Below are 16852 nucleotides of genomic sequence, written 5' to 3' on the forward strand. Positions count from 1 at the left end.
TTATCCATCATCAAAACTGTGTAGTTGTTGTGGAAATATCAAAAAAGATTTGAAATTATCTGACAGGATTTATAGATGTGAATGTGGAAATGTCATAGACAGAGATTTTCAGGCATCACTAAACTTAAAAGCTTATGGAGAAAAATTTGCAAGCTAACACTTGAACGTTAATGCAAATGTGTACGGATACGTTAATTCGGAATTTACGCCTATGGAGAGTACAAGAACTTGTGAGTAGATTGATTCTTTCATCGTCAAAAGCATACTCGATGAAGTAGGAATGAAACATAAAAGTTTATGACTTTTTATAAGTTTTCAGTAACGGGTATTTAACGTGGCTTCCAAGATTTTTGAAATATAATCCAGAGGTTCAGATAGTAGCTCAATTAGATCAGCTATATGCATACATGTTGATGATAACTCCAGCACTTCCAATGCCTTATGCACAGAAGTGGCGTGATGATATGAAGCAGATTACAGATATTCTTATTACGCAGTTCTATAGCGAACAATATGGATTTTTCTGGGGTGTTGACAGTGATGCCATGAGTATGAATCTGGGAACTGATCATACAGATTTTGGTCACTCAGTAAAGACATTCTGGGTTATTCTGAAAGTTGGCGAACTTCTAAATAACGTGGAGTATATTAACTTTGCAAGACCTAAGATACATAGGATACTCCTAGATGCGTATATAGACAAAAATGGTTCATGGGCAAGGCGTTTTGACCAGAATGGAAATCTTGACATAGATAAAGAGTGGTGGATTTTGGCAGAACTAGACCAGGCTGCAGAAATACTTTCTATTCATGATCCGTCTTACTATAGATTCTTGAATAACACGCACAAGTATTGGTTTGATGTAATGACCGATCACGAGCATGGAGAAATCTGGCATATGGTAGATGGAGCAACAGATAAGCCAGTAATAAACTATCCTAAAGCTCATAACTGGAAAACGTCACTTCATAGTTTCGAACATACGCTTTTTGGCTACATGACAGCAAGTAGAGTCAAGAACGAGAGTTTTTCACTTTTTTACGCAATTCCTGAATGGGAGAAATCAATGTGTAGAGAATTGCAGCCCTATATGTTTAGAGCTAAAGTGTTAGATGTTGAGAATGAGGGGAAAATAGATACCCTGACAGATGGAAATAGTAATTATAAAGTAACGTTTACATCGCTTCACTAATAATATTCAAAGGCCTAAATTATTATTGGAAAATATAATGATTTAGGTCTTTTTTTGAATTATAATGTAAAAGAATAACCTGTTTTATGTGGTTTTTCAATAATTCAAAAAGATGAGGACTTCCATGAGAAAAATAATACATATTTTTGATGGCGACTTTGGCTGTGAAGAAAATTTTAGCAAAAAGCCAACTGTATCAGTAACTTTAGAAGACGAAAATGGTAACAAGTCTTTTGTTACAGTTGAGGATAAATGGCTTATTGATCACAACTTAGACGTAGGTGATTTCTGGATTGAGGATTGACTAAAGAATAATAAAACAATGATAATACTATAGTAAAGTACTAGTATAAAAAGCAATTAGTAAGGGAAATCGAAGGATTATGAATATACAGATATTTGGAACAAAGAAATGTAATGATACAAAGAAAGCAGAAAGATTTTTTAAAGAGCGCGGAATCAAATATCAATTTGTTGATATGAAAGAAAAAGGCATGAGTAAAGGTGAATTAAAAGCTGTCATGAGTGCAAATGGTGGTATAGATGAACTAATAAACAAAGATGCAAAAGACAAAGATGCGCTTGATATTATTACATATATTGCAAGCGAGGATAAGTTCGATAAGCTGTTAGAAAACCAGCAGCTTATAAAAACACCAGTTGTAAGAAATGGAAAACAGTCCACAATAGGGTATCAACCTGAAGTGTGGAAGAAATGGGAATAACATTACAAGTAGCAAAACATAGTATATTTCAACAAGAAATCGTAAATTTCTTTATAAAGAAAGAGATTATTTAGTAATGCTTAAAGTTTATTTTTTCATGATATCAAAATCGGTCATAGTGAAAGTATTAGGAGTTATAGCTATAGGACTTGTAATAGCAGCTTTTGTCTATTACAAAAAGCTTGCTGATGCATTTGATAATAGAATAGATATAGACCCATTACTAAGAGGTCAAAAAGCAACTAGTGCTCATAGAGTATTAAACTTGTTAAGGCTTGTAGGACCTGTTTTTCTGGTATTGTTAATGTCTTTTGTAAAACAGAGCATCCGCGGGTATGTACACTTTGAATTTTTTGAGCTTTTTGTATTTATAATGGGACTTTTATTTGCATATATTGGAATTGGGATTAAGAACAGCACAGAGGCCAAAAAGGTAAGTTGTCCCCAAAGAGTTACTGCTCAGATAATTTCTTTTTCAAAAAGATATAGAGAAAATGAAGATGGGCATACCCAGGAAGTATTTGTGCCTAGGATTAGTTATACCATAAATGGTAAATCTATTGAAAAAGATGCTGATTATGAGGAATATAACGAGAAAAAAATCAAGGTTTCAGAATTCATAAATATTTATGTTAACCCGCAGTATCCTAAAAGTTTCATCTCGGAGAACAAGATTAAATTCAATAAATCTTTTGAGTTTTGGTTTACAGCTGTTGGATATTTTATGATACTATGCGGGACAATGCTTTGCGAACTGGCAATTCCGTTAGAGATTGTTTTGGAATTATTTCTTCCATAAATACATATCAAATGATTAGTTTGAAGCATGTATCATATTTTCATCAAAAGGGAAAGTACCATATGTTGCAGGAAAGCTCAATTGATTTTTACATATTATAAAAGGTTGGAAATTTTGTATATTGATTAATAAGGGGTAAATTATGCAGGCAATAATTATGTCAGCGTACAGAGATTTCGATGAACTTAGTAGGCTATTAGATATATATTCAAAATATTTTAATTGCTATGTTCACATTGATAAGAAATCAGCTTTTTCAGACTCACAGCACTTGGAGATTCTTAATAGTAAAAATAATGTTTATGCCATTTCGTTGTATAAAATAAAGTGGGGAAGTTATTATCATCTACTTTCTCTTGCTACACTTTTGAAAGAGGCTATGAAAAATAAAGAAAATACAAGATTTCATCTTATAAGTGATGCTGATTTTCCTGTAAAATCTTACTCAGAATTCGAAAGGTTCTTTGATGCTAACGAACATAATTATATAGAAGTCTGTGATATAACAAATATGCCTGTAATGCAAAAGAGATATCAAATATACCATTTACAGCATATTTTCGATAGAAAAAGTAAGAATAAACTATTTATCTACATTGATAAAATAATTCGAAATTTGCAATATTCACTAGGAATAAAAAGGAAAACTACTTATGCCTATAAAGGTCTTGTATGGGGGTCGATTACACGTGAAGCTGCCAAAATATGCCTAGACTACCTTACCCAAAAAAGGATTGCAAATCTTAAGTATTGTGAGAATTCAGAAGAATTTTGGCTTACCAACGCAATTTTATTTAGCAGACTTAAAAATACTGTTGTTAGAGATAATCTAAGGTATGCTGTGTGGGATTATAAAAATGTCAATGGACCTAAGGTATTAGATATAAGTAACTTAAGTGAAATAGAATTATCGAATGCTTTTTTTGCAAGGAAAATTATAAGACATGATGATCCTCTATACATTGCTTTACAGGATAAATTCACTGATAATGCGTATTAATCTCGCAAACTATGTTTAGGTAATTTTCTAATCATGGATGCTTCGGATACCATGAAATGTGCTATACTGTGAGGGAAACTTAAACTTGTAGAGTGAAATACGCACAGACTACTACGGTTAATTGCTATAGTAAGACAACTATACGTGTAAATTACGCATTTTGGGTTAAATGAGGAGGAAATAAAAATGCAGTTTGAGACATTACAAAAAGCTATGATTACAGCCATGAAAGCAAGAGACAAGGCTAGAAAAGATGCTATTTCATCTTTGGTTTCTGATGTAAAAAAGGCAGCAATTGATGCCGGAAGTAGAGATAACATCAGCGAGGAACTTGTAGATAAAGTTATTCTCAAATCTCTTAAAACCGCAAAAGAACAGCTCGATACCTGTCCTGATGACAGAACTGATCTTAAAGAAGAGTACCAGTTTAGATATGATGTAATAAAAGAATATGCTCCATCAATGATGAGCGAAGATGAGATTAGAAAGTTCCTTACAGAGAACTTTGCGGATGTTATAGCATCAGGCAATAAGGGCGCAATAATGAAGGCAGTTATGCCTGCTCTTAAGGGAAAAGCTGATGGAAAGGCAATCAATATGATTGTTGCAGAGCTTACTAATAAGAATGATTAATAAGATTTACTATCATTTACCTGGATTATTTGATTTTTATGAATTTTACAGGGCTTTTTTGCCACTATATAAAAAACATAGAGAATACTTTTATTCCTGGTGTGAAATTGGTTCTATATATGGTGCTCCCGCAGATTGTATATGGGGAGGCGGCCGAGTTGGATTTGGAGATGCTAAAGCTGCAAGTGTTGCTGCATTAATGAGTGAATATGACATTTCAGCCAGGCTAACATTTAGCAATTCCCTGATTACAGAAAAGCACCTTACAGATAAAAAATGCAATAGCTTATGTACTTTATTTGAAAAAAGCAATGAAAATGCCAATGGTGTTATTATTTATTCTGATTTGCTGCTTGAATATATAAAAAAGAACTATCCGGACTTTTATTTCGTGTCGTCAACTACAAAAGTACTGACAGATTTTACGCTGTTTGAAAATGAATTAAACAGAGATGATTTTCGATTTGTAGTACCAGACTTTAGGTTAAATAAAGATTTTACTAAACTTAATTCTTTGACAAAAGAACAAAAAGATAAGGTGGAATTTTTGTGTAACGAATGCTGTTTTGCAGGTTGCTACGACAGAAAAAACTGTTATGAAAATGTAAGCAGAAAGAGTCTTTGAGAAGATTGTGAAGATCATATCTGCGTTTCACCTTCAGCAAGTAGAGGTTATCGCTTTTCTGATGCTATGAAAAATCCACAGTTTATCGGGATAGAGGATATTCAGAATATATATGCTCCAATGGGATTTACTAACTTCAAAATAGAAGGGCGCGGACTTGGAAGTGCAATTATTTTGGAATTTCTTCTTTATTACATGACAAAACCAGAATACTGTCTTAATGTCAGAGAAGAGCTGTACTTGGATAGCATGCTTGATCTATTCTAATGACAAAATAGATAAAAGATATAAAGTGGAGATTAAAGAATGATTATTCATCCAATCAAGCCTGTATACGACCAAAATTCCAAAGTGTTAATTCTGGGTAGTTTTCCGTCTGTAAAATCAAGAGAGGCAATGTTTTTTTATGGACATCCGCAGAACCGCTTTTGGAAAGTAATCGCTAAGATATGTAATGAAGATGTTCCCGATACTGTTGAAAGTAAAAAAGCTTTTTTACTTAGAAATAACATAGCAGTATGGGACGTTATTGCATCCTGTGATATTGAAGGTTCTGCAGATTCTACGATTCGAAATGTTGTAGCAAATGACCTTTCAGAGATTATAGATAATTCTTCAATTGAAAAAATCTTTGTAAATGGCAAAGCTGCTGAGAAATACTATAAGAAGTACACAGAAAAAAAGATTGGCAAAAAAGCTATATGTCTTCCGTCAACAAGTCCTGCCAACGCAGCATGGTCAGTGGAAAAGTTAGTGGAGGCATGGAAAATTATTATATCCAAATAAAAATCAAACATTATGATAAAGACAGCCTTTTTTAGCAGATGCTTAGAAAAGGCTGTCTTTTTGGCAATAAGAAAACAATATAAGCAATAAGCGACAAATTTCTTAAAATGTAAAATCAAAAACTTATAGTTTATTGCTTTAAATACTTAGTAGATTAGTTTTACTGGCTTGTAATATTTCATGAGCAGAACGGACTACCATTTACTGATCCGTATAGGAGTAAACCTCTTTTTTGGCATTTTCATAACTTATGCCCGCTCTATTGAACAAATCAGTTATTGTTACAAATTCATATCCCCTATTCTTAAGTTCAGGAATAATAGTGTCGAGTGCCTCAACTGTCGCATCATTTCCTTCTAAATCATGCAACAGAATAACTGCTCCGTCTCTTGCACCATCTATAGCCATCTTTGCTCTTTGACTGGCACTTTCTTCCGGAATCCAGTCATTACAACCGTAACCACTTATAAAGATAAGAGGAATATTATCAAACATAGTATCGTTAACATAGATATATGGTGGTCTGAAGAACGTAGGTTCTTTACCTGTAAGAGCTACAATTTTGCGAGTAGTTTCATTGATTTCAGCTTTAATCGTATCTGCATCCATTTCTCTCATATCAGAATGAGTAAGAGAATGATTTTGGATATCGCATCCATAAGCTATTTCCTCTTTAACCAAATATTCTCTTTCAGGTGTCATATTATTTCCGATAAGGAAAAAACTGGCTTTAACTCCATATTTTTTTAGTTTGGATAAAACTTTCTTTGTTGTTGTATCAGACGGACCATCATCAAATGTCAATGCAATGTATTTTTTTTCGCTCATGTTTTTTATGACCTCTCTTATAAAATAAAAAGTATTAAATAAAGAAAAACACAAGTTTAATTATACATTTTGGGGACTCAACATACAATTTTTTACAAGAAAAATCAGTATTTATTATGGACTTTTTCAGCAAAACACATCATATTGTTTACTTGGATTCTTTCTCCATTATCAAGAATAGCAGTTCCGCTCATTCGTCCAAATACCTGATGCTGATCAGAGGAGATGATTTTACAGTCAATATGAGCGCATCTGTCTATAACAGGAGTAAAATCCATTTCGAATCTTCCATCTGAAGAAGTGAATTTCCATGGATCAGTGTAAGAGCTTAAGGGAATGTGGAATGTAATATCATCTAATTTATTGACTTTTCCATTATAGAAAATCACATTTTCAGTAGCAGCTTTTGTATTACCAAATCCGTATCCGATATTAAATCCAAATGAATTACCATTAAGATCACAGTTACCAGAACCCCAATACCAGACATTGTCATAAGTCCACACGCCTCGTCCCCAGTCAAGTGTTCCAAAATCGGTCGAAGGATTAAAGAAGTATTTTTGATTATCATATTCCATGTAGCCTGAAGCTCTCATGCAATTTATTTTTTGGTTGTAGTAAAAAGCGTGTTTCCTATCCCATGGAGTAGCAATTACCATTGAATCCATAGGTGGTTGTTCCAACCAGATATCGCAAATAAAATCTTTTTTGTTATAAAAATTTTTGAAATGGCATTTGATGTGTCTGGTATTATTTGTGGCTTCAAATTGCATGCAAAGTCGTTTGTCTTCGTAAAAAGTTACACCAGAGGTAGAAGACTGAGGAAGTTTTATATTACCTAGAGGAAATGGATTTAGGATTGTTTCGGTGTGTTCGTAGGGGGTATCACCGAAGATAAGTAATGAAACAGATTGAAGTCCAATGTATCCGTCATCAGAAATAGTAAATGCTCCAGCAAATTTGTCAGATAAAACAAGATAGTAATCCCATTCCTTTATTCTCCATTTGGGGGCCTTGATTTTGGAACGGTCATATGTTTGAATTAGTTTTCGTGACCAACCAGGTTCTACCAGTTCACCATGTTCATCTAGAAGTTCATGAGGCTCTATAACTTCGTGATTTCTACTCATACTTTTTCCTCCGAAAAAAATATTAATCAAAGAAACCTAACTTAGTATAATCTATTCTTATTTACATATATATCATAGCATTTTTGTTGTAATATTATTATGACGATGTGCGAAATTATGTTTTTTGCTGAAATATGTTTTCATATTAAAAATGTAATAAGCTCTTTTGTATCAGGTTTAGAATGTTGAAGGTACAAAATTTGTCTACTGTTAAAGCGCGCAAAAATAAAAAGTAACGATAGATGAGACAGGAGGAATATGTGTGGATTATAGTAGAGAAGACATTTTTCAAATAGTAGAGATGCAGAAAGCCTTTTTTAATACTGGCAAAACACTTAGTATAGATTTTAGAATAAGACAACTTAGAAGGTTAAAGAAAGCAGTACTTGCACATGAAAATATGATTCTAAATGCTCTTTCAAAAGATTTGGGAAGAAGTTATCTTGAGGGATATTTTTGCGATATTGGAAGTCTTATTTTGGAAATAAATGAAACTATTAAGGGGTTAAGAAACTGGGCAAAACCAGAGACACATTTTAGCGGATTACATTGTTTTCCAAGTATTATAACTAAAGTTTATAAAATGCCTTATGGAGTTACTTTGATAATAAGTCCATTTAATTTTCCTGTTCTATTATCACTGGGAGTTCTTACTGCCAGTATTGCGGCAGGGAATACCGCAGTGATTAAGGCAAGTTCTAAATCTCTTAATAGTACTAATATTATTCAGACAATAATTGCTGAAACATTTCCATCAAAATATGTGACAGTACTTGGGGGAGGCCACGATATTGCAGATTTTTGTCTTGAACAAAAATTTGATAAAATTTTTTATACAGGCTCTCCGAAGGTAGGTGTACATGTACTTGAAATGGCGGCTAAAAATCTAACACCTGCTGCATTGGAACTGGGAGGCGAAACTGGTAATTGGTGCATTATCCGAAAGGATGCCAATATAAAAGATGCAGCCAGAAAAATAGCTTTTTTCAAGGTTCTTAATAGCGGACAAATATGCATTAATATAAATCAAGTAGCGGTTGCCAGTGAAATAGCGGATGAATTTCTTATAGAATTGAAAAAAGCTTTTAGAAAACAATTGGGAAAGGATGCACTTAATAATCCTGAGTATCCACATCTTATAGGAAAAAAAGCATATAACAATTGCGACAAAGAGGTTTTTGCCTATAAAGAACGAATTTATTATGGTGGTCATGGAGATCCAAACTCTTTAAAATATGAGCCTACTGTCATCTATCCTGTAGATATTGATGAAGATATAGTTAAAAAAGAGTTGTTCTGTCCAATTTTACCGGTAGTACCTTTTAAAGACAATGAAGTGGAAATACTTATAGAAAAAATATCATCAAGGCAGCATGGACTTGCACTTTATATTTTTACAAAGGATGTGAAATGGGCTAAAAAAACAATGCAGAAAATGCAATTTGGAGGAGGATGCATTAACGAAGTTTGTCTTCATATGATGGTAAAAGGAGTGCCATTTAACGGAGTGGGACATTCTGGAATGGGTGCGTATCACGGGAAATGGGGATTTAGAGAATTTACGCATCCTCAAAGTGTTCTAATAGGTTCATCTGGATTTAATCTTTCAATGAGAGAACATCCATATGATGGAAAATGGAAAGAGGTGCTGATAAAATTTTTTGAAAGGTGATTCAATAGAAAATAAAAACTTATGAAAAGAAGTCGATATATTAAATGAGTAAGGAGTAATATCTGTTGTGATTTTGGCAGATATTAAGAATTATTTTGTTTTTTTCTATAATAAAGCAATGTGAGTTACTATTAACATTTTCATGATGAAAAGGAAAAAATTATGAGAAAAACATGTAAAAGAGTTATCTCAGCATTAATGTGTATTCTTATTTTATTCTATTTAGTTCCTGCTTCTGTGGCAGCTTCAAATAAAGCTGCGTCAACAGTAAAACAGCAGTCTCAGGCAGATATTAATGAGATTCTAAGTAAAATGACACTTAAAGACAAGTTAGAACAGATGATGTTTGTATCATATCGTATATGGAAAGAAGTTCCTGATAACTCACAAAATCCTGTAGTCGGAAAAGAAAGTGGGAAAGAACCTGTAAATATAACTGAATTAAACGATGAAATAAAAATGGCATTAACAAATCATCACTTTGGCGGGACTGTTTTATTTGCTGAGAATTTTCGTGATGCAGAGCAGACTTTAAGGTTAGTTGCAGATATGCAACTAACTAACCAAAGTGGTGGTGGAATTCCTCTTTTTGTTTCGGTTGATCAGGAAGGTGGTAATGTTGCGCGTATAGGTTTTGGAACTTCCGGTGTAGGTAATATGGCTTTAGCTGCAACAAATAATCCTGATAATGCAAGACTAATGGCAAGAGTGTACGGTGAAGAATTGTCACTTTTAGGAATTAATACAGATTTTGCACCAGTAATGGATGTTAATAGTAATCCTGCAAATCCAGTAATAGGTGTACGTTCATTTTCTGATTCTCCCGATGTTGTAGCGGAATATGGTATAGCATATATGAACGGACTTCATGATACTAATACAATTGCTACGCTAAAGCATTTTCCTGGCCATGGCAATACAGATGCAGATAGTCATACAGGATTTCCCTGCATAAAAAGTAGTCTTGATGAACTGAAAAAGTCGGATCTTATACCTTTTAAAAAGGCAATTGATGCAGGCGCAGACATGGTTATGACTGCTCACATTCAATATCCAATGATTGAAACTAATACATATACATCAATTTCAACTGGTGAAAAGGTTTATCTTCCGGCAACTATGAGTAGTACTATTCTTACAGATTTACTTCGAAAAGAAATGGGTTTTGATGGAGTGATTGTATCAGATGCACTTGATATGGCAGCAATAACAGAAAATTTTAATGTAGAAGATGTACTTACCCTTACAATTAATTCAGGTGTTAATATGCTGATTTTACCACTTGTCACTAACACGCAGCTTTTCCAGCATACACTTAATATTACAGACATGGCAGTGAATCTCGCCCAGTCAGGAAAAATCAGCATAGATAGAATAGATGATTCTGTAAGAAGGATTCTTTTACTAAAACAAAAATATGGGTTACTTGAAAAAACAAATTTTAACGTAACAGAAAGTCAAATATATAACGCTATAATCAATGTAGGAAGCAAGGCGCATAAAGATGTGGCATTGAACATAGCAAATGAAGCTTTGACATTATTAAAGAATAAAGATAATGCTTTTCCACTAAACGTTAAAGATAATGAGAAGGTATTAATACTATTTGCTGACAATTGCGCAAGTCGTGTAGGAAATGTAGACTTAGCGAAAAAAATGTTGAAAGAAAAAGGAATTACGTTAGATTCTCAAATATCAGTTATGGTAAATACTACAGAAAATAGCGAAGAATGCGTGAAAGAAGCAAGTAAAGCAGATCATTGCATTTTAGTATACAGGACTTATAGTACTGCATGTCTGGATAAAGGTACAGATGCAGGTTTTTCATCAGCTGTGTTCGATAGTATTATTAATAAGAGGCATGATGTTGGGAAAAAGTCTATATTAGTTTCTTGTCAGCTTCCGTATGATGCAGCTAGATTTTTGAAGGCAGACGCAGTTATTCTTACATATAATTCTGCAGCTATGAGACAAGTTCCTCCGGAAATTGGAGAAGGAAGTGCGTATATTCCAAATTTGGCATCAGGGCTTGTGGCTTGCTTTGGAAAAAGTACTGTTAAAGGTGTATGCCCCGTGAATATACCAAAACTAAATCAAAAGAATGAAATATCAAAAGAACTTTTATATAAGCGAAATCTGTAAAAATGCTTTGTATTATTGTCTATGTAGCCATAAGAAAAAATGTCTAAGAAAGGAGTTTTATGTCAAAAAAATTTAGCATAATAACAATTATCCTTAGTATTATAGCAATATGTTTGTCATTAACAAGTCTATACAAAAGCGTTGAGGGAAACTCAAACGAAGATAAAGATATTCAATATGTACTTTTTCTTGGAACGAATGATAAGGATACCTATACCGCATTTGGGACTACAGAAGAAATCAAAGCGAAAGTTGATGAAGTATTGACAAAGCATTTCGATGGATTTACTATTCAGGAGGCCAATGGAGGCTGGACTAATGAGAATGGAACAGTGGATCATGAATATACAGTAGTTATACTTCTTAGTAATACTGATATAGACAAGGTACATGCAGCAGCAGATGATTTGATTAAAGAGTTCAATCAAAGTTCTATTCTTATTCAAGCTAATGAGACAAAAACAGAATTCTATTATGGATCAAAAAACTAGTAAAGGGATAAGAATAAAAACAGGAATGTAGCAGCTACAATTATTTTCTATTAATTCTTCTTTATGATTTTTTGAAAAAAACTTGAGAATTTTTGTAAAACTATTAAAATTATTCTTAAGTGTTATATTTATATGTTTTTTCAAAAAATAATTATTTGGGAGGTATTTTCATGGGCAACTGGGGCGATGAAAACGATTTTGAAGCCAAAGCTTTAAAGGAGTACGAGGGAAGATTTACGATTAATTTCAAGAAGATATTTGTAGATGTTGATGAAATATCTGAGAAAACTCTTGAAGTAACAGATAAGCATCCGAAGGACTCTTTGCTTAAGCTATGGGCTGGAACAATGATAGGATTCTTTATTCTTTTTCTTATTTCCTATCAGGTATTTGCGCTGGTTACAATTCCTTTTATGGCTTTTTATTTATTGGCGCTTTTGCGCGTTTTCAAGGCATGGATTAGCTTTAAATATAAAGGAAGTACTTTCTGTGTAATGAGCTTTTTTTCACTTGTATTATTGTTCGCAATAGCGCAGGTTATCCAGCATTTTGTAATTGGTGGCTGATGTTGGTTTTTATTTTGATTTGAAAAAATCATGAATCAAACCAGTACACCTTAAAATATTGCTGAGGACCTTTGAATACAGTTATTGTCTTTTTAGTCTTAAGGTCTAATACTTTGCAATAATAGTTTTCGTCATCAGTAGGAGCACCTTCTCCCCATGGACGGATTTCTACATATAGAATCTTAGTGTTGTCAGGGGAGAAGATGCATTGACTTAGATAGTAGTTTTCTCCAATAACTTCCTTTAGCTTTTTTAGGGCTTTATCATCTTTATCGGAACTTGCATCTTCTAATAGAGGAAGAGTTTCATCTGTTTTTTGCAATCCCCAAAAAGAACGTTTGTATGCAGTTTTATTTTGTACAAAAATTATATTTTCATATCCATCTATGTTGCGATAGGAAAAGGAAAAATCCACATGTAAAGAAAGCTGCACATAATAAAAAACTATTCTAAATACAAATAGCAAACAAAGTAATAGTATACCCTTAAATAATATGTTTGATAGTATTTTTTTCATTAACCCTCCAAATAAGTCAGTAGTAGCTCTAAAAACAGTAAGGCAACACTTTCACGTAATTGCCTGATGCTACATTGGAAGCTTTAGAACTGTAAGGTAATTGTATAATAAATAAGAAGATTTGTCAGTTTCCCTATAGAGAGTAAGTTATGTGTTGACACATAGTCCCCCCTAGTATATATTGAATAATAGTAAAGGGGACTATTATAATATTGATGATTATCCTAAATCTTAGCAATAATAAAAAAGTATTGTTAGAACGATTGGAGGTAACAACAAAGTTATGAAACAATACATTGTAACCGGAATGACTTGTGCGGCTTGTCAGTCAAGAGTTGAAAAAGCTGTTGCAAAGCTGGATGGAGTTGAATCAGTAAGTGTATCACTATTGACAAATTCGATGGGCGTTATAGGTAATGTAAGTGAAACAGATGTTATAGCAGCTGTTGAAGAAGCTGGATATGGAGCAAGCCTTAAAGGCTATAATAATAAAACCAAAGATTCTGAATTACATCATGCATCTTCTAAACTTGCAGCTGAAGAAGAGGCTTTGAAAGATCGTGACACTCCAAAGCTTGTAAAGAGGCTTTTAATGTCCTTGGGATTTTTATTGATTCTTATGTATATAACCATGGGACACAATATGCTAAAGCTTCCCATTCCGTCTTTTCTAAACTATAACCATTTAGGACTTGCACTTACGCAGATGATACTGGCAATAATCGTGATGTACATAAATAAAAATTTCTTTATATCCGGATTTAAGACTTTGTGGCACAAAAATCCAAATATGGATGCCTTGGTTGCGTTAGGATCGTCGGTTTCCTTTGGCTGGTCACTCTATGTTTTCTATAAGATGACTTTGATGATAACAAATGGAATACCAAATACTGAACTTATGGATATCTATCATAGTCAATTATATTTTGAATCCGCAGCCATGATTCCGGCTCTTATCACAGTAGGTAAAACCCTTGAATCCCTTTCTAAGGGTAGAACTACAGATGCGCTTAAAAATCTCATGAAGATGGCGCCAAAGACTGCTACAATTCAAAGAGATGGACTTAGTAAAATAGTTGATATTGATGAAGTTAGAGTTGGCGATATTTTTATTGTGAAACCTGGAGAATCTATTCCTGTTGATGGTGTTGTCATAGAAGGTGAGAGTGCAGTTGATGAATCAGCTCTTACTGGAGAATCCATTCCAGTAGATAAAAAAGCTGGAGATAAAGTAAGCGCTGCTACCATGAATCAATCTGGCTTTATTAAAGCTAAAGCTAATAAGGTAGGGGAAGATACTATTTTTGCTCAAATAATTCAAATGGTAAGTGATGCGGCTGCAACAAAAGCTCCCATTGCTCGAATTGCAGATAAGGTTTCGGGAGTATTTGTTCCTGCAGTTATAGCTATTGCATTACTTGTGTTTTTCATTTGGATTATTCTGGGAGAGGGAACTGTTTTTGCATTGGAAAGAGCTATAAGCGTTCTGGTTATCAGTTGTCCATGCGCGCTAGGACTTGCAACTCCTGTAGCTATTATGGTAGGTAATGGCATGGGGGCAAAAAACGGGATTTTGTTTAAGACAAGTCAGGCACTTGAAACAACAGGTAAGATTCAAATAGCAGCACTCGATAAAACGGGGACTATTACAGAAGGAAAGCCCACAGTTACAGATATTATTCCAGCAGATAATGTGTCTAAATCAGAACTTTTATCTACAGCTTATTTATTGGAAGTAAGAAGTGAACATCCTTTAGCTATAGCTATAGTTAGTGCAATAGATGATCCTCCTTGTCCGACTCACCCTATTTTCAACTGGAAAGCTATTTCTGGAAGTGGAATCATAGCAGAGCAGAATGGACAAAAGCTTTATGCAGGATCTGGAAAATACATAAGATCTGTAGTAAATGTTGATTCTATTATGAGTACTCATGAGAAAAAGCTCTCTGAAGAAGGAAAGACACCTCTTTTCTTTGCAAGAGGTGAAAGGCTGCTCGGAATAATAGCGGTATCTGATGTTATAAAAAAAGATTCTGCGAAAGCTGTCAAAGAGCTGCAGAACATGGGTATCGAAGTTGTAATGCTGACTGGAGATAATGAAAAAACAGCAAATGCAATTGGAAAACAGGCTGGAGTAGATAAAGTTATAGCAGGGGTTATGCCAAATGAAAAAGAGGATGTAATTCGAAAACTTCAAAAGCGCGGAAAAGTTGCAATGGTTGGTGATGGAATAAATGATGCACCGGCACTAACAAGAGCTGATATAGGAATTGCTATTGGAGCAGGTGCTGATGTTGCAGTAGATTCAGCTGATGTAGTCCTTATGAATTCCAAGCTTACAGACGTTTCCGGTGCAATTAGACTTAGTAGAGGAACGCTTCGAAATATTTATGAAAACCTGTTTTGGGCATTTGCCTACAACATTATACTAATACCAATGGCTGCTGGACTTTATTCTCATATCCATATGAATCCGATGTGGGGAGCTGCGGCTATGTCGTTATCAAGTTTTACTGTGTGTATGAATGCACTGCGTCTTAATCTGTTCAAGGTTCATGATGCGGCTCATGATTATAAATGTAAACGTCCTGCACTTGCAGAAGATTCTGTAAAAGAGGATATTGTGGAAAACAAAGAGGAAAAGGAGAGCAAAAAAATGACAAAGACTCTTAGAGTAGAAGGAATGATGTGTGAACATTGTGAGGCACGTGTAAAAAAGGTACTTGAAGCAATCGACGGTGTTGATAGCGCTGTTGCTGATCACAACAAGAAAACCGCGGTAGTAACTCTCAGCTCCGAGGTCGAAGATGATGTATTAAAAAATGCTGTTGAAGCTCAAGATTACAAAGTACTTGGAATAGAATAAAAATCTATTTGAGACAAAAATATAGATAAAGCCTTCATACATTGGTGCATTGACACTTTTTGTATGAAGGCTTTATTTATAATTATGGGTTTCAAGAGAAATGTTACATTAAATTGATAGGTATTAGTTTTCGCTCTTAAGCATTATGCCTGGACCAACTGTCTTCCGAGATCTTCACATTGAAGAACAGCTTCTTCGTTTGGTGAACTGTTAGCTATAACACCTTCGCCACCGATAATAGTAGCACCTGCAGATGAAAGTCTATCCTGCCAGTCACGCATCCACTGACCGTCGCCCCATCCATAGGAACCGAAAAGTGCAACTTTTTTGCTGCTGCATTTTGTTTCGTAGTCTGCCATAAATGGCTCAACTGTTCCTTCTTCAAGAACTTCTGCGCCCATTGCAGGACATCCAAAAGCAATAACATCTTCCTTTGAAGCATCATCTGGGCTAAGAGCATCGAAAGTAGTAACTTCAGCTTCACCACCTGCTTTAGTGATACCATCTGCAACTGCATTAGCCATTGCCATGGTATTTCCACTTCCACTCCAAAATACAACCTTTACTTTTTTCATTGGTAATATCCTTCTGCTGCCGTACATAAAAAATAGCAGCATCCTTTCTGAATTATGATAGAAATGTCTTCTTGATGAATAAGTTAGCATATGCTAACGGTAAAATCAATACAGTTATTTGATAACATTTTTCAATTACAAAGTTTCTTTCTAAGTATTAGGAAAGTATTGTTTATAACTTTTTAATTCCATTTTGTTTTACGTTTTATTGTATATAATTGGACATGTAGCTGTTAAAGGATGAAAAATTTGGAGGTATCAGGTTAAGAAAAAACCACTCAGCTATTTATACACTGAGTGGTTT

General features: G+C 34.1%; 17 protein-coding genes and 1 pseudogene. 14 read left to right on the top strand and 4 right to left on the bottom strand.

What is annotated here, in order from left to right:
• From G634_RS22000 to G634_RS0111030, 9 genes and pseudogenes are all read left to right on the top strand, one after another.
• Nucleotides 1-157: zinc ribbon domain-containing protein (locus G634_RS22000; protein ID WP_155830569.1), on the top strand; the 157-nt coding region annotated here is incomplete at its 5' end.
• 193 nt (nt 158-350) lie between these two features.
• On the top strand, nt 351-1193 hold the full coding sequence (locus tag G634_RS18890; RefSeq protein ID WP_051233854.1) for a hypothetical protein: 843 nt from the start codon (nt 351-353) through the stop codon (nt 1191-1193).
• A gap of 124 nt (nt 1194-1317) precedes the next feature.
• Entirely contained in the window at nt 1318-1497 is a 180-nt protein-coding gene (locus G634_RS0111000; protein ID WP_026505339.1) for a hypothetical protein, read from the top strand.
• A gap of 79 nt (nt 1498-1576) precedes the next feature.
• On the top strand, nt 1577-1918 hold the full coding sequence (locus G634_RS0111005) for an arsenate reductase family protein (protein WP_026505340.1): 342 nt from the start codon (nt 1577-1579) through the stop codon (nt 1916-1918).
• A 76-nt stretch (nt 1919-1994) separates the two neighbouring features.
• Nucleotides 1995-2717, top strand: a complete 723-nt coding sequence (locus G634_RS0111010; protein ID WP_026505341.1) for a hypothetical protein — start codon at nt 1995-1997, stop codon at nt 2715-2717.
• A gap of 142 nt (nt 2718-2859) precedes the next feature.
• Nucleotides 2860-3717, top strand: coding sequence for a beta-1,6-N-acetylglucosaminyltransferase (locus G634_RS0111015; RefSeq protein ID WP_026505342.1), 858 nt, complete (start codon nt 2860-2862; stop codon nt 3715-3717).
• A gap of 186 nt (nt 3718-3903) precedes the next feature.
• Nucleotides 3904-4350, top strand: coding sequence for a GatB/YqeY domain-containing protein (locus G634_RS0111020; protein WP_026505343.1), 447 nt, complete (start codon nt 3904-3906; stop codon nt 4348-4350).
• Nucleotides 4343-5242, top strand: a pseudogene (locus G634_RS18895) (hypothetical protein). The gene G634_RS0111020 and the pseudogene G634_RS18895 overlap by 8 nt, the downstream one beginning before the upstream one ends.
• A gap of 39 nt (nt 5243-5281) precedes the next feature.
• Nucleotides 5282-5761, top strand: a complete 480-nt coding sequence (locus G634_RS0111030) for a DNA-deoxyinosine glycosylase (RefSeq protein WP_026505344.1) — start codon at nt 5282-5284, stop codon at nt 5759-5761.
• 201 nt (nt 5762-5962) lie between these two features.
• Here G634_RS0111030 and G634_RS0111035 read toward each other — a convergent pair whose 3' ends face one another.
• On the bottom strand, nt 5963-6589 hold the full coding sequence (locus tag G634_RS0111035) for a polysaccharide deacetylase family protein (RefSeq protein ID WP_026505345.1): 627 nt from the start codon (nt 6587-6589) through the stop codon (nt 5963-5965).
• A gap of 104 nt (nt 6590-6693) precedes the next feature.
• Complete coding sequence (locus tag G634_RS0111040) at nt 6694-7719, bottom strand: DUF2804 domain-containing protein (RefSeq protein ID WP_026505346.1); 1026 nt, start codon at nt 7717-7719, stop codon at nt 6694-6696.
• Nucleotides 7720-7981: 262 nt separating this feature from the next.
• On the opposite strand from G634_RS0111040, the gene G634_RS0111045 reads away from it, so the two are divergent.
• The 4 genes from G634_RS0111045 to G634_RS0111060 all read left to right on the top strand — a co-directional run bounded on the left by G634_RS0111045 (nt 7982) and on the right by G634_RS0111060 (nt 12590).
• Complete coding sequence (locus G634_RS0111045) at nt 7982-9391, top strand: aldehyde dehydrogenase family protein (protein WP_026505347.1); 1410 nt, start codon at nt 7982-7984, stop codon at nt 9389-9391.
• Between the two features lie 162 nt (nt 9392-9553).
• Nucleotides 9554-11533, top strand: coding sequence for a glycoside hydrolase family 3 protein (locus G634_RS18900; protein WP_051233856.1), 1980 nt, complete (start codon nt 9554-9556; stop codon nt 11531-11533).
• Between the two features lie 59 nt (nt 11534-11592).
• Nucleotides 11593-12024, top strand: coding sequence for a DUF3574 domain-containing protein (locus G634_RS0111055; protein ID WP_026505348.1), 432 nt, complete (start codon nt 11593-11595; stop codon nt 12022-12024).
• 170 nt (nt 12025-12194) lie between these two features.
• Nucleotides 12195-12590 (top strand): hypothetical protein, encoded by a 396-nt coding sequence (locus G634_RS0111060; RefSeq protein ID WP_026505349.1) that lies wholly within the window; start codon nt 12195-12197, stop codon nt 12588-12590.
• Between the two features lie 28 nt (nt 12591-12618).
• Here the strand turns inward: G634_RS0111060 and G634_RS0111065 are convergent, their stop codons facing one another.
• Nucleotides 12619-13107: a hypothetical protein gene (locus G634_RS0111065; protein WP_026505350.1), complete on the bottom strand. Its 489-nt coding sequence runs from the start codon at nt 13105-13107 to the stop codon at nt 12619-12621.
• A 283-nt stretch (nt 13108-13390) separates the two neighbouring features.
• Here G634_RS0111065 and G634_RS0111070 point away from each other — a divergent pair, with 283 nt between their 5' ends.
• Complete coding sequence (locus G634_RS0111070) at nt 13391-15973, top strand: heavy metal translocating P-type ATPase (RefSeq protein WP_026505351.1); 2583 nt, start codon at nt 13391-13393, stop codon at nt 15971-15973.
• A 143-nt stretch (nt 15974-16116) separates the two neighbouring features.
• Here the strand turns inward: G634_RS0111070 and G634_RS0111075 are convergent, their stop codons facing one another.
• On the bottom strand, nt 16117-16548 hold the full coding sequence (locus G634_RS0111075) for a flavodoxin (protein WP_026505352.1): 432 nt from the start codon (nt 16546-16548) through the stop codon (nt 16117-16119).
• Nucleotides 16549-16852 lie beyond the last annotated feature (304 nt).

The organism is Butyrivibrio sp. NC3005, from assembly GCF_000424545.1.
GTDB lineage: Bacteria > Bacillota > Clostridia > Lachnospirales > Lachnospiraceae > Butyrivibrio.